Origin of the sequence: Embleya sp. NPDC020886 (genome assembly GCF_044333915.1) — a bacterium.
Lineage (GTDB): Bacteria > Actinomycetota > Actinomycetes > Streptomycetales > Streptomycetaceae > Embleya.
This window is the reverse complement of sequence record NZ_JBIRRX010000013.1, coordinates 226011-250395: the sequence shown is the minus strand read 5'-3', so window position 1 is coordinate 250395 and position 24385 is coordinate 226011. Positions and strand designations below refer to the sequence as shown.

19 protein-coding genes and 1 pseudogene are annotated in these 24385 nt (G+C 71.9%); 11 read left to right on the top strand and 9 right to left on the bottom strand.

The features are described from left to right. Window positions 1–1471: 1471 nt before the first annotated feature. Window positions 1472–2461, bottom strand: a complete 990-nt coding sequence (locus tag ACH4U8_RS35460) for a helix-turn-helix transcriptional regulator (protein ID WP_395782485.1) — start codon at window positions 2459–2461, stop codon at window positions 1472–1474. 99 nt (window positions 2462–2560) lie between these two features. Between ACH4U8_RS35460 and ACH4U8_RS35455 the strand changes: the two genes are divergently transcribed. Next, window positions 2561–2959, top strand: a complete 399-nt coding sequence (locus ACH4U8_RS35455) for a VOC family protein (RefSeq protein ID WP_395782484.1) — start codon at window positions 2561–2563, stop codon at window positions 2957–2959. A gap of 447 nt (window positions 2960–3406) precedes the next feature. Then, window positions 3407–3736 carry a hypothetical protein gene (locus ACH4U8_RS35450; protein WP_395782483.1) on the top strand — a complete coding sequence of 110 codons (330 nt, stop codon included), beginning with the start codon at window positions 3407–3409 and terminating at the stop codon, window positions 3734–3736. A 97-nt stretch (window positions 3737–3833) separates the two neighbouring features. Here ACH4U8_RS35450 and ACH4U8_RS35445 read toward each other — a convergent pair whose 3' ends face one another. Next, window positions 3834–4016, bottom strand: coding sequence for a DUF397 domain-containing protein (locus ACH4U8_RS35445; RefSeq protein WP_395782482.1), 183 nt, complete (start codon window positions 4014–4016; stop codon window positions 3834–3836). A gap of 12 nt (window positions 4017–4028) precedes the next feature. Further along, on the bottom strand, window positions 4029–4910 hold the full coding sequence (locus tag ACH4U8_RS35440; protein ID WP_395782481.1) for a helix-turn-helix domain-containing protein: 882 nt from the start codon (window positions 4908–4910) through the stop codon (window positions 4029–4031). Between the two features lie 2520 nt (window positions 4911–7430). Between ACH4U8_RS35440 and ACH4U8_RS35435 the strand changes: the two genes are divergently transcribed. The 4 genes from ACH4U8_RS35435 (at window position 7431) to ACH4U8_RS35420 (ending at window position 10189) form a co-directional block, all read left to right on the top strand. Continuing rightward, window positions 7431–7676, top strand: coding sequence for a hypothetical protein (locus ACH4U8_RS35435; RefSeq protein WP_360318742.1), 246 nt, complete (start codon window positions 7431–7433; stop codon window positions 7674–7676). 7 nt (window positions 7677–7683) lie between these two features. Further along, on the top strand, window positions 7684–8670 hold the full coding sequence (locus tag ACH4U8_RS35430; RefSeq protein ID WP_395782480.1) for a hypothetical protein: 987 nt from the start codon (window positions 7684–7686) through the stop codon (window positions 8668–8670). 143 nt (window positions 8671–8813) lie between these two features. Beyond that, window positions 8814–9419 carry an RNA polymerase sigma factor gene (locus ACH4U8_RS35425; RefSeq protein WP_395782479.1) on the top strand — a complete coding sequence of 202 codons (606 nt, stop codon included), beginning with the start codon at window positions 8814–8816 and terminating at the stop codon, window positions 9417–9419. Next, window positions 9416–10189 carry a hypothetical protein gene (locus ACH4U8_RS35420; protein ID WP_395782478.1) on the top strand — a complete coding sequence of 258 codons (774 nt, stop codon included), beginning with the start codon at window positions 9416–9418 and terminating at the stop codon, window positions 10187–10189. Before ACH4U8_RS35425 ends, ACH4U8_RS35420 begins: the two co-directional genes overlap by 4 nt. A 14-nt stretch (window positions 10190–10203) precedes the next feature. Here the strand turns inward: ACH4U8_RS35420 and ACH4U8_RS35415 are convergent, their stop codons facing one another. The 3 genes from ACH4U8_RS35415 to ACH4U8_RS35405 all read right to left on the bottom strand — a co-directional run bounded on the left by ACH4U8_RS35415 (window position 10204) and on the right by ACH4U8_RS35405 (window position 13285). After that, window positions 10204–10887: a response regulator gene (locus ACH4U8_RS35415; RefSeq protein WP_395782477.1), complete on the bottom strand. Its 684-nt coding sequence runs from the start codon at window positions 10885–10887 to the stop codon at window positions 10204–10206. Then, window positions 10884–12050: a sensor histidine kinase gene (locus ACH4U8_RS35410; protein WP_395782476.1), complete on the bottom strand. Its 1167-nt coding sequence runs from the start codon at window positions 12048–12050 to the stop codon at window positions 10884–10886. The genes ACH4U8_RS35415 and ACH4U8_RS35410 overlap by 4 nt, the downstream gene beginning before the upstream one ends. An 80-nt stretch (window positions 12051–12130) precedes the next feature. After that, complete coding sequence (locus tag ACH4U8_RS35405; protein ID WP_395782475.1) at window positions 12131–13285, bottom strand: hypothetical protein; 1155 nt, start codon at window positions 13283–13285, stop codon at window positions 12131–12133. A 582-nt stretch (window positions 13286–13867) separates the two neighbouring features. On the opposite strand from ACH4U8_RS35405, the gene steA reads away from it, so the two are divergent. From steA to ACH4U8_RS35380, 5 genes are all read left to right on the top strand, one after another. After that, window positions 13868–15043: a putative cytokinetic ring protein SteA gene (steA, locus tag ACH4U8_RS35400; protein WP_360318726.1), complete on the top strand. Its 1176-nt coding sequence runs from the start codon at window positions 13868–13870 to the stop codon at window positions 15041–15043. After that, window positions 15040–16176 (top strand): copper transporter, encoded by a 1137-nt coding sequence (locus ACH4U8_RS35395; RefSeq protein ID WP_360318724.1) that lies wholly within the window; start codon window positions 15040–15042, stop codon window positions 16174–16176. The genes steA and ACH4U8_RS35395 overlap by 4 nt, the downstream gene beginning before the upstream one ends. Further along, window positions 16173–17108 (top strand): hypothetical protein, encoded by a 936-nt coding sequence (locus ACH4U8_RS35390; RefSeq protein WP_395782474.1) that lies wholly within the window; start codon window positions 16173–16175, stop codon window positions 17106–17108. The genes ACH4U8_RS35395 and ACH4U8_RS35390 overlap by 4 nt, the downstream gene beginning before the upstream one ends. A gap of 118 nt (window positions 17109–17226) precedes the next feature. Beyond that, entirely contained in the window at window positions 17227–19314 is a 2088-nt protein-coding gene (gene murJ, locus ACH4U8_RS35385; RefSeq protein WP_395782473.1) for a murein biosynthesis integral membrane protein MurJ, read from the top strand. Further along, complete coding sequence (locus tag ACH4U8_RS35380) at window positions 19292–20431, top strand: glycosyltransferase family 4 protein (RefSeq protein WP_360318717.1); 1140 nt, start codon at window positions 19292–19294, stop codon at window positions 20429–20431. Before murJ ends, ACH4U8_RS35380 begins: the two co-directional genes overlap by 23 nt. Window positions 20432–20704: 273 nt before the next feature. Here ACH4U8_RS35380 and ACH4U8_RS35375 read toward each other — a convergent pair. The 3 genes and pseudogenes from ACH4U8_RS35375 to ACH4U8_RS35365 all read right to left on the bottom strand — a co-directional run. Beyond that, window positions 20705–21109 (bottom strand): annotated as a pseudogene (locus ACH4U8_RS35375) (DUF2254 family protein); the annotation flags it as partial. A gap of 8 nt (window positions 21110–21117) precedes the next feature. Next, entirely contained in the window at window positions 21118–21876 is a 759-nt protein-coding gene (locus tag ACH4U8_RS35370) for a DUF2254 family protein (protein ID WP_395782472.1), read from the bottom strand. Between the two features lie 121 nt (window positions 21877–21997). Then, a complete protein-coding gene (locus ACH4U8_RS35365) occupies window positions 21998–23818 on the bottom strand; it encodes a glycoside hydrolase family 15 protein (RefSeq protein WP_395782471.1) in 1821 nt (606 codons plus the stop codon). Between the last annotated feature and the right edge of the window lie 567 nt (window positions 23819–24385).

Below are 24385 nucleotides of genomic sequence, written 5' to 3'. Positions count from 1 at the left end.
ACCCACGGCCCGCTCTTCTTCTCCCCTCCCGCCACCACACACCCACCACAACCCGAAACGGCCCGACCCTCTCGGAAAGGCTCCCCGGCGAACCCAACTCGGCCGCCCTCCCGCTCCGCCGTTGCCAGCGTCTTTCCCGCCGAGCAACGCCCGGGTCTCGCCGGGGAGTCCAGGGCTCCCGGCCGCCGGTGACCGTGGGCCCGGGTCCATCTCCGCCGGTCCACGCCGACCGTTTAGCACAAGGCCATCCGCTGCCGACCAGGACGCGACCGCCGGCCGCGCACGCCCGGCCCACTCGGGAAGGCTCCCCGGCGAACCCGACGAAAGCGCCCACCCGCTCCGCCGTTGCCAGCGCCTTTCCGGCGAGCAACACCCGCGTCTCGCCGGGGTGTCCAGGGCTCCTGACCGCCGGTGACGGTGGGACCGGGCTGATCTCCGCCGGTCCACGCCGACCGTTTAGCACTGAGCCTCCCGCTGCCGACCAAGTCGCGACCGCCGGCCGCGCACGCCCGGCCCACTCGGGAAGGCTCCCCGGCGGACCTCACCGGGCTCCCCTCCCGCTCCGCCGTTGCCAGCGCTTTTCCGGCGAGCAACACCTGTGTCTCGCCGGGGTGCCCAGGGCTCCCGGCCGCCGGTGACGGTGGGACCGGGCCGATCTCCGCCGGTCCACGCCGACCGTTTAGCACAAGGCCTCCCGCTGCCGACCAGGACGCGACCGCCGGCCGCGCACGCCCGGCCCACTCGGGAAGGCTCCCCGGCGAACCCGACGAAAGCGCCCACCCGCTCCGCCGTTGCCAGCGTCTTTCCCGCCGAGCAACGCCCGGGTCTCGCCGGGGAGTCCAGGGCTCCCGGCCGCCGGTGACCGTGGACCCGGGTCCATCTCCGCCGGTCCACGCCGACCGTTTAGCACAAGGCCACCCGCTGCCGACCAAGGCGCGACCGCCGGCCGCGCACGCCCAACCCACTCGGGAAGGCTCCCCGGCGAACCCGACGAAAGCGCCCACCCGCTCCGCCGTGCCAGCGCCTTTCCGGCGAGCAACACCCATCTCTCGCCGGGGTGCCCAGGGCTCCTGACCGCCGGTGACCATGGGACCGGGCCCATCTCCGCCAGCCCACGCCGACCGTTTAGCACAAGGCCACCCGCTGCCGACCAAGGCGCGACCGTAGGCCGCAAACGCCCGACCAACCCGAAAAGGCCCCCTGGTGAACCTCACGGGACCACCGTCCCGCCGCGTCGCGGTTCGGGGCATGGCCGCCGGTGAGATCCATGTTCCTCAGGGACGACGTCGGCACGATGGTGATCACGCTCAACGGAGTAGCCCCGTCGGCCCGACGGCGCATTCTCGACCCCGTGCATCGGGAGCGGCCGTGGCGGGGTGGTGCGGGTGCCGTTCATGGAGGCGATGCTGCCGGCAGCCTCCGACCATGGGCCTACCCGGTGGATGGTCGCGGTGCGCCGGGCCGGGGGCCGTCAGGCTCGGCGGGCGTAGGAGGCGAGGCGGTCGGCGAAGGCGGTTACGAGGTTGCGTAGTTCGTCGGGGCGCTCGATGACGAAGGGGCGGTCGAGTGCGGCGAGTAGCGGCGGCAGCCAGTCGAGGTTTTCGGCGCGTAGCTCGACGCGCTGCCAAGGCTCGGTCGCCGGATCCGCGTCTGCCGCCGGGGCGGGCTCCGCCAGGGTGGCCACGCTCGCCGGAAGGTGGGCGCGGATATGTTCGACCGTTGCCTGGATGTGCAGCGTCACCTCGTATCGGTATTCGGCCGTGGCGAACCCGGACAACACGCGCTGTGCCGGATCGAGTCCGGCGGGTGCTTCGAACGAGCCGGGCAGGGTCCTCGCGGCGGCGATGCGATCGAGCCGGAAGGTTCGGTCCTCGCCGATCTCGGGGTCGGTGCCCGTGACGTACCACCGGCCCGCATGGGCGACGATCCCGTACGCGTGCAGCGGGCGTTCGTTGCGGCGGCCCGCGCGGTCGGTGTATGCGATGGAGATCGGCCGTCGGTGACGCACCGCGTCGGCGACGGTGAGCAGGACCTCCGCGTCGGGGTGTGCGGACCCGCCGGGCGGAGCCGTGAACGCGAGGGATTCCAGGACCGTGTCGAGTCTGCGAGCCAGGCGTTCGGGCAGCACCCGGCGGATTTTGGCCGCCGCCGTCTCGGCCGCCGTGTCCGCCGTCGTCATCGGCCCCGTCCGGCGGACGGCAGCCAGGCCGAGCAGCACGGCGAGTGCCTCGTCGTCGCCGAGCATGAGCGGCGGCAGGCGGTATCCGGGGGCGAGCCGGTACCCGCCGTAGCGGCCCCGCACCGCCTCCACCGGCACGTCGAGGTCGAGCAGGTGGTTCACATACCGCCGCACGGTCCGGCCGTCGACGTCGAGCCGGTCGGCGAGTTCGGCCATCGTTCGGATGCCGCCCGACTGCAGCAACTCCAGGAGGGTCAGCACGCGCACGGTGGGTCGGGACATATTCGGAGCTTAACGCGAATACCGGGCGGATTCTGTCCTCTATTTGTCCTAGCCTGCGGAGTACAGCCGCTTCGACAACCAGGGGGCAAGGAGAACACCATGGACTTCGTCTCGATCCGCATCATCACCGGCGACGTCGCGCGCCTCGTCGAGTTCTACGAGCGGGCCACGGGCGTGCCGGCGACCTGGGCCACCGAGGACTTCGCCGAGCTCACCACCGCCGGCGCCACCCTCGCGATCGCCGGCACCCGCACGGTTCCGATGTTCGCTCCGGGCTCCGCCCGCCCGGCGGACAACCACAGCGTGATCCTCGAATTCCTCGTCGACGATGTGGACCGCGTGTACGAGAACCTGGCCGGCCTCGTCACCGACTTCGTCAACGAACCCACGACGATGCCGTGGGGCAACCGGGCGCTGCTCTTCCGCGACCCCGACGGCAACCTCGTCAACTTCTTCACCCCGGTCACGCCGGCAGCCATCGAGAAGTTCGCCCGTTGACGCCGGACACCGTCCCCCGCGCGGGGGCACGGGGGATCCCGAGGCTCCCGACGAACGCCTCCGGTGGCCCGGGCCCGCCGAAGGCGGGTGCAGGTGCACGACAACGCATCGCGACCCCTGCACGGAGGCCGACCCCGACGATCCGACCGACGGCTCCCATGGAGCAGTCGGGCCCACAGGTCGTCCCGGTGGAGTGCCAGGGCCGAATCGGCGACGGAGCGAGCCGGCGCGGTACGCCTCCGGCTGTCGTGTCGTTTGTCGGTGGGCCCGGCGGACTGATCCGCCGGCGTCGTCGTCACGTATGAGAGTTCATGACGCGTGCCATCGTGGGAGTCCACGGTATCGGGGACTTCCGGAGTGGGAGCCCCACGACGTCGTCCAAGCGCTGGGAGGGGAGTGGCACACCCGAATCGCCGACGGGCTTTGCCGGGCGGGGCTGTCGGGGCCGTGACCGAGTCGTCCGTGGCCTACTACGTCGATCCGCTCCGCAAGTCCGGCCGACAGGGCGTGGGCGACCGCCTCGACGATCCGGATCCCGACGAGACCGAGTTCGCCCACCAGTTGCTGGACGGCGTTCGACCTGCCTGCGGGCATTGCCGCAGACGAGTCGACCGTTTTGAGGTGGGTCAGGCCGTCGAGACCCTCGCCCGCATGCGTTTCTCGGCCCGCCCGGTACGGCTTTGTTCTCCTGAAGGAACGCCGGCGCGCGAACTCCCCCACGAGGTCCAGCCCGAGGACCAGGTCGACCGGATCACGTCGGCCGGACGATCGTCCTGACGGGCGCGGTCCCAGGGCCCGACCTGACCATCGCCCATGCGCGCTACGGCAGGTCGAGTTGTGCCCTCGACCGCTGCACGAACGTTGGGAGGCGGCTTCAGTGCTGCCTGAGGGAGCCGAGGAAGGCTTCCCAGGTGGGGGCGGGGAAGACGAAGGTGCCTCGGGAGGGGTCCTTGGAGTCGCGTATGGCCATTGTGTCTTGGGCGACGCGGGCGCCCTCGACGCATTGGCCGCCGGAGTTGTTGCTGTAACTCGACTTGAACCAAGCGGTGTCGGGCATGGCGGTCATTGATCAAAGCTCCTTGAGTGCCGTATGGATCAGGCTCAGGGACTCCTGGGGGCCCGGGGCGAGCGCTTGGAGATCGCTGAACGCCTCCTCGTACTTCTCGACATCGGCTTCCCGGCGGGTGACCCATGCGTCCGCCAGATTCTCCAGGTAGACGATCGGTTTGAGCGCGGCCCCTTTCGCGAACTTGAGGATGACGAACGGGCCCGCCATCCCCGGGTGCACGCCCAGCCGGTACGGGACTACCTGGACTCGTACGTTGGGGAGTTCGGAGACCTCGGCGATGTGGTCGAGTTGCCCACGGAGCAGCGCCGCGCTACCCACCTGCCGACGGAGCACCGCCTCGTTGACGATGGCGACCAACTTCAGGGGCGCCTGTTGCCGAACGAGTACTTCCTGGCGCGTCATTCGGATGGAAACGAGTCGATCGACATCGTCCGGGGGAAGTGCCGCGTGTGAGATCTGATGGATCGCTCGTACGTAGGCTTCGGTTTGCAGCAGCCCCGGTACGAACTCCGACTCGTAGTTGTGCAAGGAAGCGGCTGTCGCTTCAAGCCCGAGGAATGCCTTGAGACCTGGGCGGATGATCGGCCGGTACTGCTGTGATTGCCACCAGTCACGCTTCGTCTTCGTCACGGCGGCGTAGTCATCCAGGAGTGCACGGGTTTCCGGCGCAGCTCCGTAGATCTCACACAGGGCCATCACGTCGGAAGGCTCGACGACGTAATTCTCGCCCGCTTCCAGCCGAGTGAGTTTGGAGGGGCTCCACAGCAGCCTCTTGACGACCTGGGCGGACTTCAGGCCGGCCTCGATTCGTAGACGACGCAACTCGGCGCCAAGTTGCAGGCGGCACAAGGCGGGTGATGCGGACTCGCTGTCGCCGATCATCTGCGGTCCTCTCCATACCGGATCCAGTGTGTCGGCGGATGTTCCGCCGGAGCAAGAAACGTTCTGCGCCACAGCGGGAGGCTTCGCGCCGGCGGTAGTTCGCCTGGTGGCAGGCAAAAGCTCTCGCGGAATTTGAGTAGCGAAATTCTGGTGTGCCCATACTTTTTGTCGGGCGCATGCCGGCATGCTAATCCTCGTAGCTCACACACTGCATTCACTTCCATGCAATCCGTGACGACGAACGTGCGTCCGCATGCCCGGCGAGTGTGCGAGGACAGCTTCCACGGGATCGAACGCAAGGATCCGCGATGTCTCCGTCTCCCCGTAGGTCGTGGTTGAACGACCCGCTCTGGTACCTCCATGCAGCTCGCTACGGGGCCGACCCGTACCCCGAACCTCCGGGGAGTTGCATCACATTGGCCGTCTATCGCGTCGATTCGACGGGCGTGCGGGTTCTGGTGCCGCACGCGCGCCACAAGCTCTACGCCAAGGAGCCATGGTGGGCGCAGCGCGAACCGCCCTGTGGCTGCCCGCTCGTGGACTGTCCGCTGAAGCGGCGTAGCGCCTGATTCTCCTCCCCGCGACCATGTCCCGACGGCCCCGTGGTTCCGCCCGGGCCCGTCTCGCGGGGAGTGCTCCGCGCACGGTGCGTCCCGCGTCGTGTGCGGCGGGGAGGGGCGCCGGGTTGTACGTGTTGCCGTTCGCGGCGACCCGGCGTCCGCTTCCGTTCATGAACTGCCCTGGTGCCGGCTCTCGTTCACGCGTCGCCCCGGCACCAGGGCGCCATGCCCGCAACGCGCCGATGCGGATCGCATTCGTCGCCCGGGCCCGTACGCGATGAAAGCGAGAGGCCACCCCATGGCCGGAGACAGCACGATCCGATTCACGGCCCCCGCCGGCGATCCCGTCGAGCCGCCGCCCGCGCGCACCGGGCAACCCGTCTCGGATGCACCCACGTTTGCGCTGGGTGCCCGGGTTCGTCGCGGGCCCACGCGTTGGCCGGACGGTGGCGAGGTCGTCGGGATCCGCGAGACCGAGGCCGGCCTCGTCCACACCGTTCGCCGCTGGTCCGACAAGTCCTTGTACGACGCCACCGCGGCGGAATTGACGCCGGATCCGGTGGTGTTTCCGAACCGCCCGTGCTGAGGGCGGGGGAGCGGCAGTCGCCGTCGGCGGAGGCTTGGCGGTAGTCGCGTTCGCGGCCGATCGCACTGCCGATGTCGAGCGGGTGCCGGTGCGTCTCTCGGCAGTCCGATCAGCCACCGCCGTAAGGGCGGCCCGCCGCAAGCGGGCCGCCCTTACCGTTTCGGCTGTAGGTCGGCGCGAACGGAAGGGTGCCGGTGGCCCCCGCCGGGCCGGATCGAGACGCCCTTGTGGGTGAAGGTCGTGCGCGCCCAGATCGGAGGCACCTGCTCCCGGTGGGTGTTGCGCCGGTGGACGTCAGCAGGGCGAAGGCGCGGGCGAGTTCCGCCGACGCGCCGGCTGCGTGGCCGGGGGAGCGGGTCGTGGCCTCGCCGGCCCCCGGCCGTGATCACGGCCGGGAGTTCGTCCCGGGCGTCGACCGTGTGGGACCGGGAATTCGGCCACATTCCGCGCCGCCGAGCCCGGCCCCGCAGCACGGACGCGGCGTGCGCGGGTTCGGATCGGCGGGGGCCACCTGTTGTCGAATACGCGATCGTGGTTCGGCCCGATGGGGTGAACCAGCCGCGGAAGCCGGGTGCACGACCACGAGGCGGCCGTGCCCAGGGATGCCTTCGCTGCAACGAGAGACATCCGTTCCCCTGTTTGTGTCGAGTGGCAACGGCCGGGGTGGACCGCGTTCCAGGGTCCGCGCTCAAGGAGACACGTGACCTCGGGAGTGGTGCGACATGCCTTTGGCCCCATGCCTTCCGGGCTACGGGAAATGGGCATGGAAGGAAGGCGACCGACGATGCTCCTTGCCCGCTGACCTGCACGCCGGGCAAAGGCGGTTTCGTCATCGTCCTTCGTTCGCGCGGCGGCCACGGACCGCCCGGATCAGGGTCAAGGCTCCGGCGCCACCTGCGGAAAGAGCGCCGGCCGGGATGCGCTTCGCGGGGACCGCGATGCGAGGCCGGGGACGGATCGCACATGAAGCGGGACCAGCACGGAGATCGCCATGCACATCATCGGATCGTCACCTCTCCCGCGGCGGAACGAGCATGCTCTCCCCCGAGGGACTCCTCCGGGAACGGTTACGCACTGAGGTTGCCTCGTGGGGGCTCGGGTTGCCAGACCTCGTAGGTGATAGATCGCGGACTACGCGCGGAACACGCACCGGGGTCGTTCCTCGCTCGCGGCGTTGACCTCGGGCAATGGCGAAAAGTTGTTGCATTTCCAAGTGGGACACCGTGAAACACGCAGGGTAGGCGCGCCTTTACGCCGTGTGGTTAAGGGCTTGACGATGGTCCTGAGTACTCGGTTGTCGCCGTCCTGCAAGACGTGCGAAGCACCACCCCCGAGGGCTCGGTCGAGTGGCAACGAGTCGAGGGAGTACCTGCCTTGAAGAAGGATCCGTTGAAGAATCGGCGCACCCTGTGTGGGTGCCCGCCTGTCCCGACGACCGGCCCGGCGCTGCCCGGGTCGGCCGTCATCGTCGTCGTCGTCATCCTTGTCATCGCCGCGGGCCTGACCGTCCGCGGGTACACGATGGAGAGCGTGACCACGATCCTCACCGTCGGCGGCGTGATCGGCGCCGAGATCATCCGTCGCCTGGTCGCGGTCTTCGTGCCGCGCCGGACCGTCTGATCCGGGCGTGGGGCGCCCCACCGGCGCCCTGGCGAAGCCCGACCCGGTAATGGTCCAGGCGCAGTGGCTCAAGTCACTGCGCCTGGCTGCGGGGTTGAGTCTTCGTCAGATGGCGCAGAAGACGACCGGTCAGGACTGGACGGTCACCCACACCAAGCTCTTTCGTGCCGAGCAGGGCATCAAGCCGCCCAAGTGGCAGACCGTGCGGGCCTACATCGAGGAGTGTGACGGCAACGCGTACAAGGCCCAACGGTTGTGGAACGCGGCGGCCGACGCGGTGGCCCGCACTGCGGCACGGGCCGAACCGGTCACGGCGGCGCGCACGGTGCTGCCTCCGGAACACATCTCGGAACCCCTGGAGTTGCTGCACGCCATGCGCGCGATGCGCAAGGCCCGCGGCTACCGCTCGTTGCGCGAACTGGAGGACGCCGCCCGGGTGGACGGCGTCAGCTTCCTGCCGCACAGCACCCTGGGCGCGGTTCTGTCCGGCAAACGCATGGTCTCGAAGCAGATGCTGCTCTGTCTCGTCGGCGTCTGCACCGGTGCCGGGCCGGACAGCACCGCCATGCATGCCTGGGCGCGAGCCTGGGACCGGGCGGACGCGCACCGCCGGGGACGGCGCGCCCGAACGGCCGTCGCAAGCATCCTCGACGAATTGGAGAGCAACAGGGCGGAACTGCTCCGGACGCGGGAGGAATTGGCCCGACGCACGGCTCCCGGGGCGGCGATCCCGGCCGGTACCGACGCCGAGGCCCACGTCCACGCCGATGCCGATGCCGATGCCGACGCCGATGGTCATGCCGAGACCGACGTCACGATCACCGTCACCGTCACCGTCACCGACGGCGACAGCACGCCGCCCGGCTCCGCGCGACCGTCGAAGCCGGCGAGCGCCTGGCGCAGGTTCCGCGCCCTGGTGGGGACCGCCCTGCCCGAGCCCCGGTCGTTACCCATGACGAACATGCTGGTACCGAGGCCGGCCACCTCGCCGTAGGGGGCGTCATCTCGCGGCCCGACCCGTTCGGGGCGGGCCGCACCCGGGTGCCGAGTCCCGCGCCGGGCGACCTGTAACGCTCTCGGCGCCGGCCGCCACAAGAGAGGTGACAGGCAACAACGGCGCGGCGCGAGGAGCCCACCTTGGATGGACCGGAAGTGCAAGCGGTCAGGGGGATCGCCGGGGACCCGGCGCTCCTGGAGGCGTTCTACCGCAGACATATCGACGCGGTGGGTCGATTCGTGGCCCGCCGGGTGGACGACCCGCAGTCGGCCGCCGATCTGTCCGTCGAGGTGTTCATCGCCGCGATGGGTTCGGCGGGGGCCTATCGGGGCGGCCCGGGCGGCGAGTTGGCGTGGTTGTACGGGGTGGCCCGCAACGTGGTCGCGAGCGAGCGCCGTCGCTCGGCCCGCGAGGCCGACGCGTCGCGGCGGATGGCGGGCCGTCGGGTGCTGGACGAGGACGACATCCTGCGGCTGGAGGAGCGCCTCGACGCGGCGGCGGCCGCCCGGCACATCTACCGCGCGATCGAGCGGCTGTCCGAGGACGACCGCGCGGTGGTCGAACTGGTCAGCGTCGACGGCCTGACCCCCGTCGAGGCGGCGCGCGTGCTGGGCATCGGCCCGGTCGCGGCGCGGGTGCGACTGCACCGGGCCCGCCGAAGACTCGCGAAGGAACTGGGCTCGCCACCGGCCGAGCCACACCGAGAGACCCGGACGGCACACGTGCAGGCGGAGGCGAAGGCATGATCAATTTCGAGGAACGCGCGTTGGACGAACTCAAGGCGCTCGCCGCCGACACGGCCGCGGCCGGCGGACCGGCGACCGAGCCGCCACCCGCCCCGGCGACTTCCCGCCGCGGCAGGCGTGCCCTGTACGGCCTGGCCGCGTCTGCGGTGCTCGCGAGCGGAATCGGCCTGGGCGCGCCGTTGTTCAGCGGCAGCTCCGCCGAGGCGCAACCCTTCGAGGTGGTCAAGCGTCCCGACGGCGGGATCCTGTTCAAGGTGGACGAGTTCCGCAATCCCAAGGGCCTCGAACAGCGCTTGCGAGACCTGGGATTGCCGGCGGTCGTCGACTACGTGCCCTACGGCAGGAAGTGCGCTCCCGGGCGGTTCGCTCCCCATGCGATCGCCGACGACGACCTGAACGCGATCTACCACTGGCTCCCGGAGCCGACGGATCGCAGGATGACGGACAAGGAGTTGGAGTTCTACAGCCAACTGTGGACCGAGGTGCGCCCGGAGCTGATGCCGGCGAACACGACCCTGGTGATCACCGTGACCATGACCCAGACCCTGGCCAAGGACGTCCCGGATCCTGGCTACCGCGACGGCCACCGGGCATACGCCTCGGACAGCACCGGCAGCACCAGCACCTACCGACTCGCCGACGGCCCGGTGGCCGCCTGCACCCTGATCGACGACCCGACCGCCCGGGGCCCGGCCACCGACAACGGCCCCACCGTGCCGCCGCTCACACCGGCCTCGACGACCCCGGCGCGCCCGGCACCGATGCGGTAGGTCGCTTTCGCCGGCTACCGTGACCCGGTCCCACCCGCCGTCGCGAAGCCGCTCTCGTAGGCGGCGATCACCGCCTGGGTTCGGTCGCGTACATCCAACTTGCCCAGCACCCGGGCCACATGCGTCTTGATCGTTTCCGAGCCCAGGCCGGTGCGGTCGGCTATCTCGGTGTTGGACAGGCCGAAGGTGATCAGGCGCAGCACCTCCCGCTCGCGGTCGGTGAGGCGGGCGAGGCGGGTTTGCAGCTCGGCGTTCGCGGTGCGGGCCGACGAGCGGCTGAGGGCCAGGTCGCGCACGGCGGAGGGGAAGAGCAGCGAGTCGCCGCGGGCGACGGTGCGGATCGCGTGCACCATTTCGTCCGCCCTGGCCCGCTTCAGGAGGAAGCCGTGGGCGCCGGCCCGCAGCGCGTCGTAGACGTATTCGTCGTTCTCGAAGGTGGTGACGACCAGCACCCTCGGCTGCGGGCTCGGGGCCTCGCGCAGGATTCGGGCGGTGGCCTCGATGCCGTTCAGGTCGGGCATGCGGACGTCCATCAGGATCAGGTCGGGACGTAGTTCGAGTGCGCCCGCGACCGCCGCCGTGCCGGTGGCGGCTTCGCCGACCACCTCCAGGTCGGGCTCGGCGGCGACGATGGCGTACAGGCCCGCGCGGACGAGGCTTTCGTCGTCGGCGATCAGGACGCGTACCGGGTCGTTCACGGTTGTCCCTCCAGAGGGATGCGGGCGGTCAGGTGCCAGCGGCCGTCGTGGCGGCCGGCGGCGAAGGTGCCGCGCAGTACGGCCATTCGCTCGGCGGCGCCGCGCAGGCCGCGTCCGCCGCCGGGGCGGGTGGCCCGGGACGCGCCGGCGGGATTGCTCAGGTCGATCGCCAATCGGCCGTCGACGACCGCGATGTGCAGCCGGATCGGGACCTCGCCCGCGTGCCGCAGGGCGTTGGCGAAGCCCTCCTGGACGATCCGGTACGCCTCGCGGGAGACCAGCCGGGGCAGGCCGTCCACCCCGCCCACCGGGCCGAGTTCGAGATCGAGGTCGACCTCGGCGCCGGCCGCGCGGGTGCGGGCGATCAGGTCGGTCAGGTTGGCCAGGGACGGTGCCGGGGTGGCGGCCGGGGCGGATTCCTCGTGCAGCAGGCCCAATACGTGGTCGAGTTCGGCCACCGCGTCGCGGGCGGTGTCCTCGATCGCGGCCAACGCCCGGGCGACGAAGGCCGGGTCGCGGTCGAGCAGGCGACCTGCGGCGGCGGCCTGGATGCCGACCGCGCTGAGCGCGTGGCCGACCGAGTCGTGCAGGTCGCGGGCGATCCCGGCCCGTTCGGCCAGGCGTTCGGCGCGTTGCTCGGCGAGGGCGAGGCGGTCGGCGGGGGTCGGGCCGAGCAGGGTCGGGGCGAGCCGGGCCAGCCAGGCGCCGGCGGCGGCGGATACGGGCAGCGGGAGCAACAGCAGCGCCAGGCCGACGGGTATGCAGGCGATCGGGAGCGCATGGGCCGGTTCGGCCCACGGGAAGGCGTCGGCGAGCGCGGGGGCGAGCGGCAGCACGAGCAACACCACACCGCCGGGTGGCGCGGCGAGTGAGACACCGGCGACCACACCGCCCACGAGCGCGTGCAACGTGAACCACGCGGAGGCCCGTCGCCGCGCCGCCGCACTTGTTGCCGGGGCACTGAGCACCTCGCCGTTCGGGGCGCACAACACTCGTGCGGCGTTCCCCTCCAGGGTGCGGACCAGGGGGACCAGCCCGGCCACCGCCACGAACGGCAGCGCCCAGGCCAGCGCGACGAACTGCGAGGTGATCGGCTCGGCCGGCGTGTCCCGAAGCAGTCCGGTGGCCGCGAGCACGGTGAGCGCGGCGAGATGGAAGGGCATCAACAGAGCACCCCCCAGCACCAGATGCACCCACCGCAACCGAGCCCGCCGCCCGAGCAGTCGGCGTGCCGACCTCCTGATCATCCGGCCGGCGACTCGACCACGGACCCACCCGGTCGCGCTCCGCGACCCGACGCCGTCCCAGCGACCGTGTGTTCGGCCGGCCGGCCCTGGATGATCGGCTCGCGCTGCGCGGTCCGGTCGGTTCGGTCGGGGTGTGCCGTCGGGTTCGCGACGAAGGAGTGGGCGCATTCGGTCAGGAAGAACCAGCCGATGGTCAGGGCCAGTACGCCGGTGATCATTTCGGCAGTGTAGACAAGGTGGAGCAGTGCGGAGGTCCGCTCCGCCAACGTGCTGTCGGGGGCGGCGCCGGCACTGATCAGGCCCATCCAGCCGCCCCATCCGAACGCGCTGCCGGCCCCGAACCAGGCCATCGCCAACGGGCCTCGGACCCGCGCGCCACCGACCCGGTACACCAACACGATCAGGCCCACCGCGCCGATCAGGGCGAGGCCGCCCTGCACGCCGTCCATCCAGCGCCCGGTCGCGTTCCGGTCGGCGATCCACCGCCCGCTCATCCCGAGCTCCGAGCCCAGTGCCCAGGTCATCCGCAATACCCCCGCGACGCCGAGCAGCACGGCGGCGGCGGTACCGAGGAAACGTTGCGCGTCGCGGGTGCCGGCCGGATCCGGCAGGGCTCGAACGCGGGTCCGCAACAACGCACCCCAGCGTTCGCGGACGTACAGCCCGAAGGCGCCGATCAACACCGCGCCCTCCACGATGAAGCCGCCGTAGACGATCGCGTACACCCAGGGCCGGAGAAAATCGTCGCCCGCGAACGGATTGCCGGCGTCCCCGACCGCCGCGCCCAGCAGACTGAGCGGCACGGCCAGCATGATCACCACGAGCAGACCCGAGGCCACCCACAGCGGCAGGGTGATCAGCCAGGCCCGGATCCGGGTCTCGCGGGGACGGGTGAGCGTGTACGCGATCGCCGCAGCGATGGCGTCCATCCCGAACGTGAGCGCGTTCGCCGCCGCCCACTGTGCGCGATTCAGCTCGTCGGGATGTACGACACCCACGTCGATCCCGACGACCCAGAGCAGCTTCAACACCAAATACGGCGAACACGCGAGCACCGCCGCCCACGCGAGCCGGCGCCGCAGCAGCACGCTCCGAGGGTGGGTGCGGGTCGGGTGTGGGACGGGAGGAGTCGTGGGGTCCGTGGTCTGCATGTGGACCAGCTTTTCGGCGGTGCGGGGGTGGGCGCATCGGCGTGCGTATCGATCTCGATCCCCCGGATGGGGGACGGGGCGGGGCTGCGCGGGTGGGTTGCGGCCTCGATGGCCGGGCTGTGTGCCCACCCGCTCCATCCGTTGCGTCGGGTGCGGAGGGTTGGGGTTGCAGAGGCCGCGAGGTGGACCGGTCCGGCCCCCGCAACCCGCCGTCGGGTGCAGCGCGGCGCGCTCCGTCACCCCTCGTCCCGTTGCGTCCCGGCCCGTGGCTCCCGTCGTCGTGAGTCGGCTTCGTCGTCCGGGGTGGTTCGTGTAACAGGCGTGCTCCGGTTTCGCCCCGGGGCGGGCCGTGACGCAGGCCACGTTGCTCGGGGTGTCGGTGCGACCTCGGCCCGGTCGCCGCCTCGCGGGTGGTGCGAATTGGGCCGGCTTTCGGCGGGTCGGCGCCGGTGACCGGGTCGGCGAGGGGCGGTCGACGAGCTTGCGGGGGGAGCGGCGGAGCCGCCGAACCGGCCCGGAGAGCCGTCTCACAGGAATGGCCGGAGGCCGCTGGAAAATACCGCGCATGGCAGGATTGCGCCGGTGAGGATTCCCGCGCTGCGTCGTCGACGGCATACCGAGGTCACCGGTTCGTTTGCCCGGGTCGATCGGCGTACCAAGGACCTCACCAAGCGGCTTCGGCCCGGAGACGTGGCCATCATCAACCACGGCGACCTCGACCGGGTCGCCGCCGAGGCGCTGGTCAAGTGCCGGCCGGCCGCCGTGGTCAACGCCGCCGAGAGCATCAGCGGGCGCTACCCCAACATCGGGCCGCAGCTCCTCGTGGAGGCCGGCGTACCGCTCCTGGACAACGTCGGCGGGAGCGTGCTCGACCGGGTCCGCGAGGGCGAGCTGGTCCGGGTCGAGGACAACGTCCTGTATCGCGGCGACGACCCGATCGCCGTCGGCACCCTGCTCGACGCGGAATCGGTCGCGGCGGCGATGGAGGAGGCCCGGGCCGGGCTGTCCGAGCAGATCGAGGCGTTCGCCGAGAACACCCTCAAGTACATCCGCGAGGAGCGCGAACTGCTCCTCGACGGCGTCGGCGTCCCGGAGATCCGGACCCGGATCGACGGCCGCCAGGTGCTCATCGTGGTTCGCGGCTACCACTACCGCGAGGACATCGCCGCGCTGCGGCCGTACATCCGCGAGTACCGCCCGGTGATGATCGGCGTGGACGGCGGCGCCGACGCGCTGCTCCAGGCCGGCTACAAGCCCGACATGATCGTCGGCGACATGGACTCGGTGTCCGACCAGGCGCTGCGCTGCGGCGCGGAGATCATCGTGCACGCGTACCGCGACGGACGCGCCCCCGGGATGGAACGCCTCGACGAACTCGGGGTGGACGGGATCGCCTTCCCCGCCACCGGGACCAGCGAGGACATCGCGATGTTGCTCGCCGACGACGGCGGCGCGAGTCTGATCGTCGCGGTCGGTACCCACCTCACGCTCGTCGAGTTCCTGGACAAGGGCCGGGCCGGCATGGCGAGCACCTTCCTCACGCGACTGCGGGTCGGCGGCAAGCTCGTGGACGCCAAGGGCGTCAGCCGTCTGTACCGCAGCCGCATCTCCACGACGTCGCTGCTCATGTTGTGCCTCGCCGCGTTGGTCACCATCGCGGTCACCGTGCGGGTCACCCCGCTCGGGCGCGCGTACTTCCACGTGTTCGGCGCACAGTGGGACGCCTTCGTCTACTGGCTCCAGGGACTGTTCAGTTGATCGACTTCAGATATCACGTCGTCTCCATCATCGCGGTCTTCCTGGCCCTGTCGGTCGGGCTCGTACTCGGCGCGTCCTTCCTCAAGGAGGCGGCCGTCACCGGGCTCGACACGCAGGTCCAGGACCTGGCCCGGAACAACGAAGGGCTGCGTCGCGAACTCGATCGGGCGAACGCCGGTACGCGGTACCTGAACGGCATCATGAACACCGTCGGGCCCGAGCTGGTCAAGGGCAAGCTCGCCGGCCACAAGGCGGTCGTGGTCGCGCTGCCCGGCGCGGACACCAAGCTGACCGACAGCATGGTCAAGCTGCTCGACAGCGCCTCCGCGACGGTCACCGGCCAGGTGGGCATCAAGGGCGCCTGGACCGACCCCAAGCGCGAGGCCGAACTGGTCACCGCGCTGGGCACCAACGCCACCGCCTTCCCGACCGGGTCGGCGACCGACCGGGCGGCGCGGGTGCTCGCGGGCGCGATCACCGAGACGCTGCCGCCGGTGCAGAGCGGTACGCCCGGCGGTACCTCGACCCAGCCACCCGCGAGCGGTACGCCAGGCACGACCGCGTCGGGCGCGCCGCCGACCGGCACCGGCGGCACGTCCGCGCCGCCGAGCGGCCAGACGTCGGGCCAGCCCCCGGCGTCGGGCGCCCCGGGCCAGAACACCAACCCGAACAACGGCAGCACCACCCCCGCGACGCACAACACGCAGGCCGCGACCGAGACGTTGACCAAGCTCAAGGAGGCCGGCTTCGTCGACGTCAAGGACAACCCGGCCACCGGCGCCGACCTGGTCGTGATCGTCGCGCCGTCCGGGGCCACCGGTGGGGACGACCCGGGCCGGATCAACAACATCCATCTTTCGCTCGCGCGCGCCTTGGACACCGGCGACGACGGTACGGTCATGGCCGGTACCGCGTCCGCCGCGCAGGAGAACGGCGTGATCTGGGCGCTGCGCCGTAACGATCAAACCGCCAAGGCCGTTTCCACCGTGGACACCGCCGACACGCCTGTGGGTCAGGTCGCGGTGGTGTGGTCGCTGGTGGTCGAGGACAAGCAGGGCAGTTCTGGTCAATACGGTACGACGGGCACCACCGACGGTCCGTTGCCGGAGCTGCCGAAGAAGGAGACGTCGTGACGAAGGCCGCTGCCCCCGCTCGTGTCACGGATCGGGTCGAGGGCCCGGTCGCGGTTCGCCGAGGCCGGCCGGGCCGCCTGGCGACCGCGTTGGCCGCGACCGGCGCGGCCCGCGCCGCGTACGCCGCGCTGACCCGCCGCCCGCCGGGCGAGGCCGCGTTGTGGGAGCGGCGCAATCACCGCGGCGAGGTGCTGACCCTGCTCGAAGGTCCCGCGACGGCGGTCGGCGCGGCCGTGGCCGCCGCGTGCGCGCCGGGCGTGCCGGGCCGGTGGCGTGCGGCCGGCGTGTTGGCGGCGGTCGCCGGGGCCGGGTTCGGGACGTACGACGACATGGCCGGGTCGAGCGATCGACGCGGGTTCAAGGGCCACCTCGGCGCGCTCGCCAAGGGCGAACTCACCAGCGGCGGCGTCAAGATCGTCGGACTCGGCGCGGCGGGCCTCGCGGCTGGCGCGCTCGTGCAGCGACGGCCGGTGGACAAGCTGCTCGCGGGCGTGGTGGTCGCCGGTACGGCCAACCTGATCAACCTGTTCGACCTGCGGCCGGGCCGCGCGGCCAAGGCGGTCCTGATCGCGGGCGCGCCGCGGCTGCTCCGGGGCGGGCCGGCTGCGGCCCTCGCGGCGGCGCCGGTGGGCGCGGCGGCGGCGTTGTTGCCGGAGGATCTCGGCGAGAAGTCGATGCTCGGCGACGCGGGCGCGAACGCGCTCGGCGCGGCCCTGGGCGTGGCCTTCGCGGCCGGCTCCGGGCGCAAGGGGCTGGTGGCCAAGGCGCTCGTGCTCGGCGCGCTCACCGCCGCCAGCGAGAAGGTCAGCTTCACCAAGGTCATCGCCGGCAACCGGCCGCTGAACGCGATCGACATGTTCGGCCGCCGCCCGGCTGCCACGCCCTCGGTGCCCCGGCAGCCGACCGCCGAGGGAGCCGTCGCCCCGGCATGACCGGCAACGATCGATGGCCCGCAGGCACACGCCGGCCCGGGTCGGCGACCGGCGGGCGGATCGTCGGCGCACCACCCCGACAGACCACCTCCCCCCACCCGACGTCTGTGCTCGACCGATGACCGCCACCCAAGGCGGCCCCCACCGGCCGAACACCAACAAGCCCACGCCCGCACCCGAGCCCACCACCGACGGCCAAGCCACCGCCACACCCGGGCCCGGCGGCGCCCCCGCCGCCGAGCGCCCCGAGCCGGCCACGGACGGGTCCGTCGCAGCCGACAGGGAACGCGCCGGCGTGTCTCCCGAGCCTGGGACCGGCGCCTCGGCCGCTGCCGGCCCGGCGCTCCCGGCGCCCGCCGGCGCCGCCGCGTCCCCCGAGCCGGTCGCCGACGCGTCCGACGCCGCCGGCAGGGGATCCGACGACGTGCCCCCCGAGCCCGAGCCCGCCGAGGCCCCCGCCGACGCCGCGCTTCCCGCGCCCAGCACACCTGCGTCCGCCGCGCCCGCGCCCGCACCCGCCGCACCCGCCGGCGTCGACCCCCCGCCCCCCGGCGCCACCCGGGCCCGGTTTGTCGTCCGGGGGATCGCCGGTGCCGCTGTGTTGATGGCTGTGGTGACGGTGTTTGCGCGACTTGCCGGGTTCGGGCGGCAGTTGGTGTTTTCCGGGACGGTGGGGGACACCGTGCTGGGTACCGCGTACAGCACGGTCAATTCCGTGCCCAACATCGTTTTCGAGATCGTGGCCGGCGGGGCGCTGGCGAGTGTGGTGGTGCCGGTGCTGGCCGGGCCGGTGGCCAAGGGCGCGCGCCAGGACGCCGGGCGGATCGCGTCCGCGCTGCTGACCTGGGTCGTCCTGGTGCTGACCCCGATCGTGCTGCTCGGCGCGCTGCTGGCCCGCCCGATCGCCGAACTGCTGCTCGCCGGGAAGGCGGACGGCCCCGGCGTCGCGGACGTCGCGTCCCGGATGTTGATCGTGTTCGTGCCGCAGGTGCTGCTGTACGGGATCGCGGTGGTCGCCGGCGGCATTCTCCAGGCCCATCACCGCTTCCTGGCCGGCACCCTCGCGCCGCTGGTGTCCAGCGTGGTCGTGGCCGGCAGCTACCTGCTCTTCGCGAATCGCTACGACGTCGACCTGGACAACCTCGCCACCCTGCCGCGCGGCGCCGAACTGACCCTGTCCCTCGGCACCACCGCCGGCGTCCTGGCCCTGGCCCTGGTCACCGTGGTACCGCTGCGCTCGACCGGCCTGCGGCTGCGCCCCACCCTGCACTTCCCGGACGGCGTGGCCCGCCGGGTCCGCACCCTCGCGCTGGCCGGCGTCGCGACGCTGATCGCCCAGCAGGCCGCGACGATCGCGGTGATCCTGCTCGCCAACGGGCGCGGTACGCACGGGTCCCTGGTCGTCTACCAGACCACCTGGATGGTCTACCTGCTCCCGTACGCGGTGCTCGCGGTGCCGATCGCCACCGCCGCCTTCCCGCGCCTGAGCGCACACGCGCACGACGGCGATCGGGACGCGTTCGCGGACGCGGTCGCCGCGACCACCCGCACCGTGCTCCTGGTCGGCGCGGCCGGCACCGCGATGCTGCTGGCCGCCGCCGCGCCGTTGGGTCGGTTCTTCGCGCTGTTCATGGCCGGCTCCACCGAGCCCGAGCAAATGGCCTGGGCGCTGGCCGCGTTCGCGCCCGGGCTGATCGGGTACGCGCTGATCGCACACCTGGGCCGCGCGCTGAACGCCTCCGGCCACGGTCGCGCCGCCGCGGGCTGTGTGGTGTCCGGGTGGGTGGTGGTCGTGGTCGCCGACGCCGCGCTGGCCTTCGCGCTGCCCGCGCGGTGGACGGTGGCCGCGCTCGGCCTGGGCAACTCGATCGGGATGACGGTGGCCGGCCTGTTGTTGGCCTACGCCGTGGTCCGGACGGCCGGCCCGAGGGCGTTGGCGGGCGCGGCGCTGGTCAAGCCGGCGGTCTGCGCGCCGCTCGCCGCGCTTGCCGCCGGCGCGGCCGGGTTCGGGACGTCGCGGGCATTCGGGACCGGCGACATCGTCTTCACGTTGATCATCGCGGCGGTTGCCGCCATCGTGGGCACCCTGGTGTTCGCGGGAGTCGTATCCGTGACCGTCGGCGAGGCCGTCAAGGCCACGCTGCGCGGGCCGCGGGCGGCCGAATCGGAAGGGGAGCAGCGACGTGGACACGACGACGGAGTCTGAGCCGCGAGAGCGCGCCGAGCCGGCCCGGCTGCGGGCGGTCCTGGTCCTGGCCACGTCCACCGGCGGGATCGGCGCACACGTGCGCTCGCTGGCGGCCGGTCTGGTCGGGCGGGGGGTCGCGGTGACCGTGTGCGGGCCCGCCTCGACCGAGGAACACTTCGACTTCGCGGGCACCGGCGCACGATTTCGGGCGGTCGAGATCGGCTCGGCGCCCCGGCCCACCGATCGGGCGGCGCTGCGCGAGCTGCGCGCGGCCTGCGCACCCGCGCACGTGGTGCACGCGCACGGGCTGCGCGCGGGGTTGGCGGCGGGCAACGCGCTGGGTCGGCATCGGGTGCGCCGGACGCCGCTGGTGCTCACGCTGCACAACGCGGTCCTGGTCGGCGGTGCGAAGGGCGCGCTGACCCGGGTGCTGGAGGGCCGCGCGGTGCGGGCCGCCGACGTCGTCCTGGGCGCCTCCACCGACCTGGTCGACCGGGCCAGGCAGCTCGGCGCGCGCGATGCCCGGCTCGGCCCGGTGTCGGCGCCGCCGCTGCCGCCGGCCGAGCGGGACCGGGCCGCGGTGCGGGCCGAGTTCGACGCCGGGGACCGGCCACTGCTGGTCGCCGTGGGCAGGTTGGCCCCGCAGAAGGACTACCCGGTGCTCCTGGACGCCGCCGCGCAGTGGGCGCACGAACGGCCGGTACCGCTGCTCGTGATCGCCGGAGAGGGGCCGCTGCACGAATCGCTCCGGGACCGGATCGACGCCGAGGCGTTGCCGGTGCGCCTGCTGGGCCATCGTGCGGACGTGGCCGACCTGCTCGGCGCGGCCGACCTCGCGGTGCTGCCCAGCCGCTGGGAGGCCCGGGCGCTGGTCGCCCAGGAGGCGCTGCGCACCGGCGTGGCCCTGGTCGCCACCCAGGTCGGCGGCATCCCGGAACTGGTCGGCGACGCGGCGGTCCTGGTCCCGCCCGGCGACCCGGACGTGCTCGCCACCGCCGTCCGCGACCTGCTCGCCGACCCGACCCGGCGCGCCGAACTGGTCGACGCGGGCCGCGTCCAGGCCGCCACCTGGCCGGACGAACGCGAAACCATCGCCCAGGTGCTGAGCATCTACGAGGAGCTCGGCCCGGTCTGACCCCACGCCCCGTCGTGGGGCCGGCCCGCCGTGCCCCACGACACCCGACCCCGGCACCCCGTCCGCCCAGCCGATGCCCTGTCGGTCCGGTTCCAGCGCGAAGGTTCGGCCGGCGGTGTCGGGATAGGTGCGTTCGACCGCCTGGCGGAGCAGCAACTGTTGGCGGACCAGTTCCGGGCAGCGGGCCAACGGGGTGATCTCCAGCAGGTCGCCGAGCACCGCGCTGAGTCGGCGGGTCACCTGGGGCGAGCCCGCGCCGTACAGCCGGATCTCGGTCAGGCTCAGTTCGACCACGTCGGACCACACGGCGACCGGCTCGATCACCCGGAGCACGTCGTGGCGGTCGAAGTGGGCACGGTCGCCCAGGGCGATGCCGCTCATCAGGGTGAGCGGCGCGTGGATGCGGTCCAGCGCCTGTACGGCCGTGGTCGGGTCGTTGATGCCGGGTGACAGCGCCTTGCTCGCGATGTCGACGAGTTGACGCAGACCGAAGGTCAGGTCCTGGTGCATGGTGCGCTCGACGCCGATGCTCAGGCACGGCCACACCTTGGCCGCGGCCGGCGCGCCGCGTCGGTTGGGGGTGCCGTGGATCTCCGCGAGCGGCATGCCGTGGGTCAGGTGGTCGCCCACCCGAGGGATCAGCACGATCACCACGTCGTGCCGCCGGGCCAGGAACACCAGCCGGGTCACGTCGACGTCGCGGAGCACGCCGGGCGACCCCGGTAGGGGATCAGCGCCACGGGTTCGTCCGGCAGTGCCGGCACCGGTGGGGCGTACGCCTGTGCGGCCGGCACGTTCAGCGCCTCCTGGGTGACGTAGCCGATCACGTAGGTCACCCGCATCAGCCGGATCGTCGAGTGCACGTACACGACGAACACCACCAGGCTGGTCACCACCAGACCCATCGCCGGCAACGCGGCCGGCGCGGGCGGATCGCTGTCCGGGCCGCCGAACTCCTTCTGCACCCGCAGGGCGTACAGGAAGGTCATCAGGAACACCGCGAAGGTGGTCTTGGTGACCCGGCTGCGCACGTAGACCCGGACCACGCGCGGGGTGAACCGGCTCGCCATCTGGAGGGCCACCAGGGTGATCGAGAAGACCACGCCGATGAAGGTCGGCATCGCCGAACTCATCGTGCCGATGGCTTCCTTGGCCCCGCTCGCCACGTCCGGGAACCATTCGTAGCCCTCGCGCAACCACGGCCGGTCGTGGTCCTCCAGGTAGCTCGGGATCCACCGGTCCAGCGCCGGCATGAACGTGGCCGGCGCCCAGCCGGAGGCCGGCCCGATCAGCGGCGCGAACCACAGGCCGTCGCGCAGGTGATCGCGCCAGGGGGTGAGCGGGCGCCGCCGCCGGGCCCGGGGCAGGAACGGCAACGACGAGACGGGCGACGAGCCGGTCGGCTCGTCGCCCGTTGTTGCGGACGTGGAACGTTCGCGGGTCATGGTGTCGGGAGGTACCACCCGGGGCCGGTGCGCACACCTGCACGGCGCGCCCACCGAAGCCGGCCGGACCCCCGCCCCCGGCGCCGCGATGTCCTGTCGCCACGACGCCGCGCCCGCGCGATCAGTCCTGGTCGGTGCTCTCCGTGCGCAGCGTCGCGGTCAGTCGCAGCGCGGTGTCGATCAGCGGCACGTGGCTGAACGCCTGGGGGAAGTTGCCCACCTGGCGCTGGAGTCGGGGGTCCCACTCCTCGGCGAGCAGGCCCAGGTCGTTGCGCAGCGCGAGGAGGCGTTCGAACAACTCGCGTGCCTCCTCCACCCGGCCGATCATCGCCAGGTCGTCGGCCAGCCAGAACGAGCAGGCCAGGAAAGCGCCTTCGTCGCCCGGCAGGCCGTCCAGGCCGACGCTGGTGCCGTTGGTCGGGTAGCGGCGGACGAAGCCGTCCTCGGTCAGCTCGCGCTGGATCGCCTCGATCGTGCCGATCACCCGCTTGTCCTCCGGCGGCAGGAAGCCCACCTGCGGGATCAGCAGCAGCGAGGCGTCCAACTCGGTCGAGCCGTAGTACTGGGTGAAGGTGTTGCGATCCACGTCGTATCCGTACGCGCACACCTCGCGGTGGATCTCCTCGCGCACCTCCCTGAGGTGTTCGAGCATCTTCTCGGTGTCCGAGTCCATCGGCTCGTCCACCAGCATCTTGATGGTGCGGTCCACCGCGACCCAGGCCATCACCTTGGAGTGCACGAAGTGCCGGCGCGGCCCGCGCACCTCCCAGATGCCCTCGTCCGGGTCGCGCCAGTGCTGCTCCATGTAGTCCATCAGCTTGAGCTGGAGCGCGTGCGCGTGGTCGTTGCCCTCCATGCCGGCCTGCCGGCCCAGGTGCAGCGCGTCGATGACCTCGCCGTACACGTCGAGTTGGAACTGCTCGGCGGCGGCGTTGCCGATCCGGACCGGGTGCGAGCCCTCGTAGCCGGGCAGCCAGGTCGCCTCGTACTCGGTCAGCCGGCGCTCGCCGCCCACGCCGTACATGATCTGCAGGTTCTCCGGATCGCCGGCGACCGCCCGCAGCAGCCACTCGCGCCACGCCTTGGCCTCGTCCACGAAGCCGGTCTTGAGCAGCGCGCCCAGCGTCATCGCCGCGTCCCGCAGCCACGTGTAGCGGTAGTCCCAGTTGCGCACCCCGCCCACGTCCTCGGGCAGCGACGTGGTGGGTGCCGCGACGATCCCGCCGGTCGGCGCGTAGGTGAGCGCCTTGAGCGTGATCAGCGAGCGCACCACCGGCTCGCGCCACGGGCCCTGGTACGTACAGCGGGTCATCCAGTCGGCCCAGAACGCCTCGGTGTCCGCGAGCGCGGCCAACGCGTCGGTGGGCAGCGGGCCCTCGACGTGCGAGGGATGCCACGTGAGGGTGAAGGTGACCCGGTCGCCCTCGCCGAGGGTGACGTCCGAATAGGTGGTCAGGCCGCGCCCGTAGGTCTCGGTGTCACCGGCGAACCACACCGCGTCCGGGCCGGCCACCGCGACGGTGCGCCCGTCCGCCTCGCGGCGCACCCACGGCACGACCTTGCCGTAGTGGAACCGCATGCGCAGCTCCGAGCGGACCGGAACCCGACCGGACACGCCCTCCACGACCCGCACCACGACCGGCGCGCCGACCAGCGCGTCCGCCGGAGGCATGAAATCGATCACCCGAATGGTCCCCCGAGGGGTCTCCCATTCCGATTCGAGGATCAGCGAGTCGCCGCGGTACCGGCGACGGGTCGCGGGGCCGCCGGAGAGCGGCGCGACCCGCCACGACCCGTGTTCCTCGCTGCCGAGCAGGCCCGCGAACACGGCGGGGGAATCGAAGCGGGGGAGGCAGAGCCAATCCATGGAACCGTCGCGGCCCACGAGAGCGGCGGTCTGCATGTCCCCGATGAGGGCGTAGTCCTCGATGCGGCTGGTCACGGGCAACGCTTTCCGTTCCTGGTCGTCCTGATGGCGCCGGTTGTCCCGTCGTGCGTCCCGGGTTCGGCTGGGGGGCTGGATTCGTACGTGCCTGGTTTCGTACGGGCTGTGCTCGGCCGTGGTTTGTTGTCTGCTGCGTTCGTGTCTGCTGGCTTCCTGCGTACCGCGCTCGCCGATCGACATGTTCTGATCAGCGGTTGATCGATTCATTCCAGAGTGCACCACGCGCGCGTGATCGACCGCCGTAACGGTGGCCGGATCGACCGGTGCTCCCGAAATGTCGTCCCGTCGGGATCGGGGGACGCGCACCCGTCGCGCGCGTACGTTTGCGCTGCGCGCGGGTGTCGGCGAACGGAGAGAGGTTCGTGCACCGCCTGCGTAGCATAGTGCGCCGTCGGCGCTGAAACGTGCCTGCTTTTGCCGACCCGATCGTTGACTCTGTGTCGAATCCGACTCGGCCGATCCGTCGGCATGTGCCCGGAATCTCCTGTGCGTTGTCACTCTGGGCAATCGCCGTATGGTGTCGCAGTTGTTCCGTACCGGGTGCGGGACCTCGACCCCGGACGC

Bases quoted from the DNA above. Each gene is read 5' to 3' on its own strand.
- ACH4U8_RS35460 (WP_395782485.1), bottom strand. From the start codon at position 2,461: ATGTCCCGACCCACCGTGCGCGTGCTGACCCTCCTGGAGTTGCTGCAG.
- ACH4U8_RS35455 (WP_395782484.1), top strand. From the start codon at position 2,561: ATGGACTTCGTCTCGATCCGCATCATCACCGGCGACGTCGCGCGCCTC.
- ACH4U8_RS35445 (WP_395782482.1), bottom strand. From the start codon at position 4,016: ATGCCCGACACCGCTTGGTTCAAGTCGAGTTACAGCAACAACTCCGGC.
- ACH4U8_RS35440 (WP_395782481.1), bottom strand. From the start codon at position 4,910: ATGATCGGCGACAGCGAGTCCGCATCACCCGCCTTGTGCCGCCTGCAA.
- ACH4U8_RS35420 (WP_395782478.1), top strand. From the start codon at position 9,416: ATGATCAATTTCGAGGAACGCGCGTTGGACGAACTCAAGGCGCTCGCC.
- ACH4U8_RS35410 (WP_395782476.1), bottom strand. From the start codon at position 12,050: ATGCCCTTCCATCTCGCCGCGCTCACCGTGCTCGCGGCCACCGGACTG.
- ACH4U8_RS35405 (WP_395782475.1), bottom strand. From the start codon at position 13,285: ATGCAGACCACGGACCCCACGACTCCTCCCGTCCCACACCCGACCCGC.
- murJ (WP_395782473.1), top strand. From the start codon at position 17,227: ATGACCGCCACCCAAGGCGGCCCCCACCGGCCGAACACCAACAAGCCC.
- ACH4U8_RS35370 (WP_395782472.1), bottom strand. From the start codon at position 21,876: ATGACCCGCGAACGTTCCACGTCCGCAACAACGGGCGACGAGCCGACC.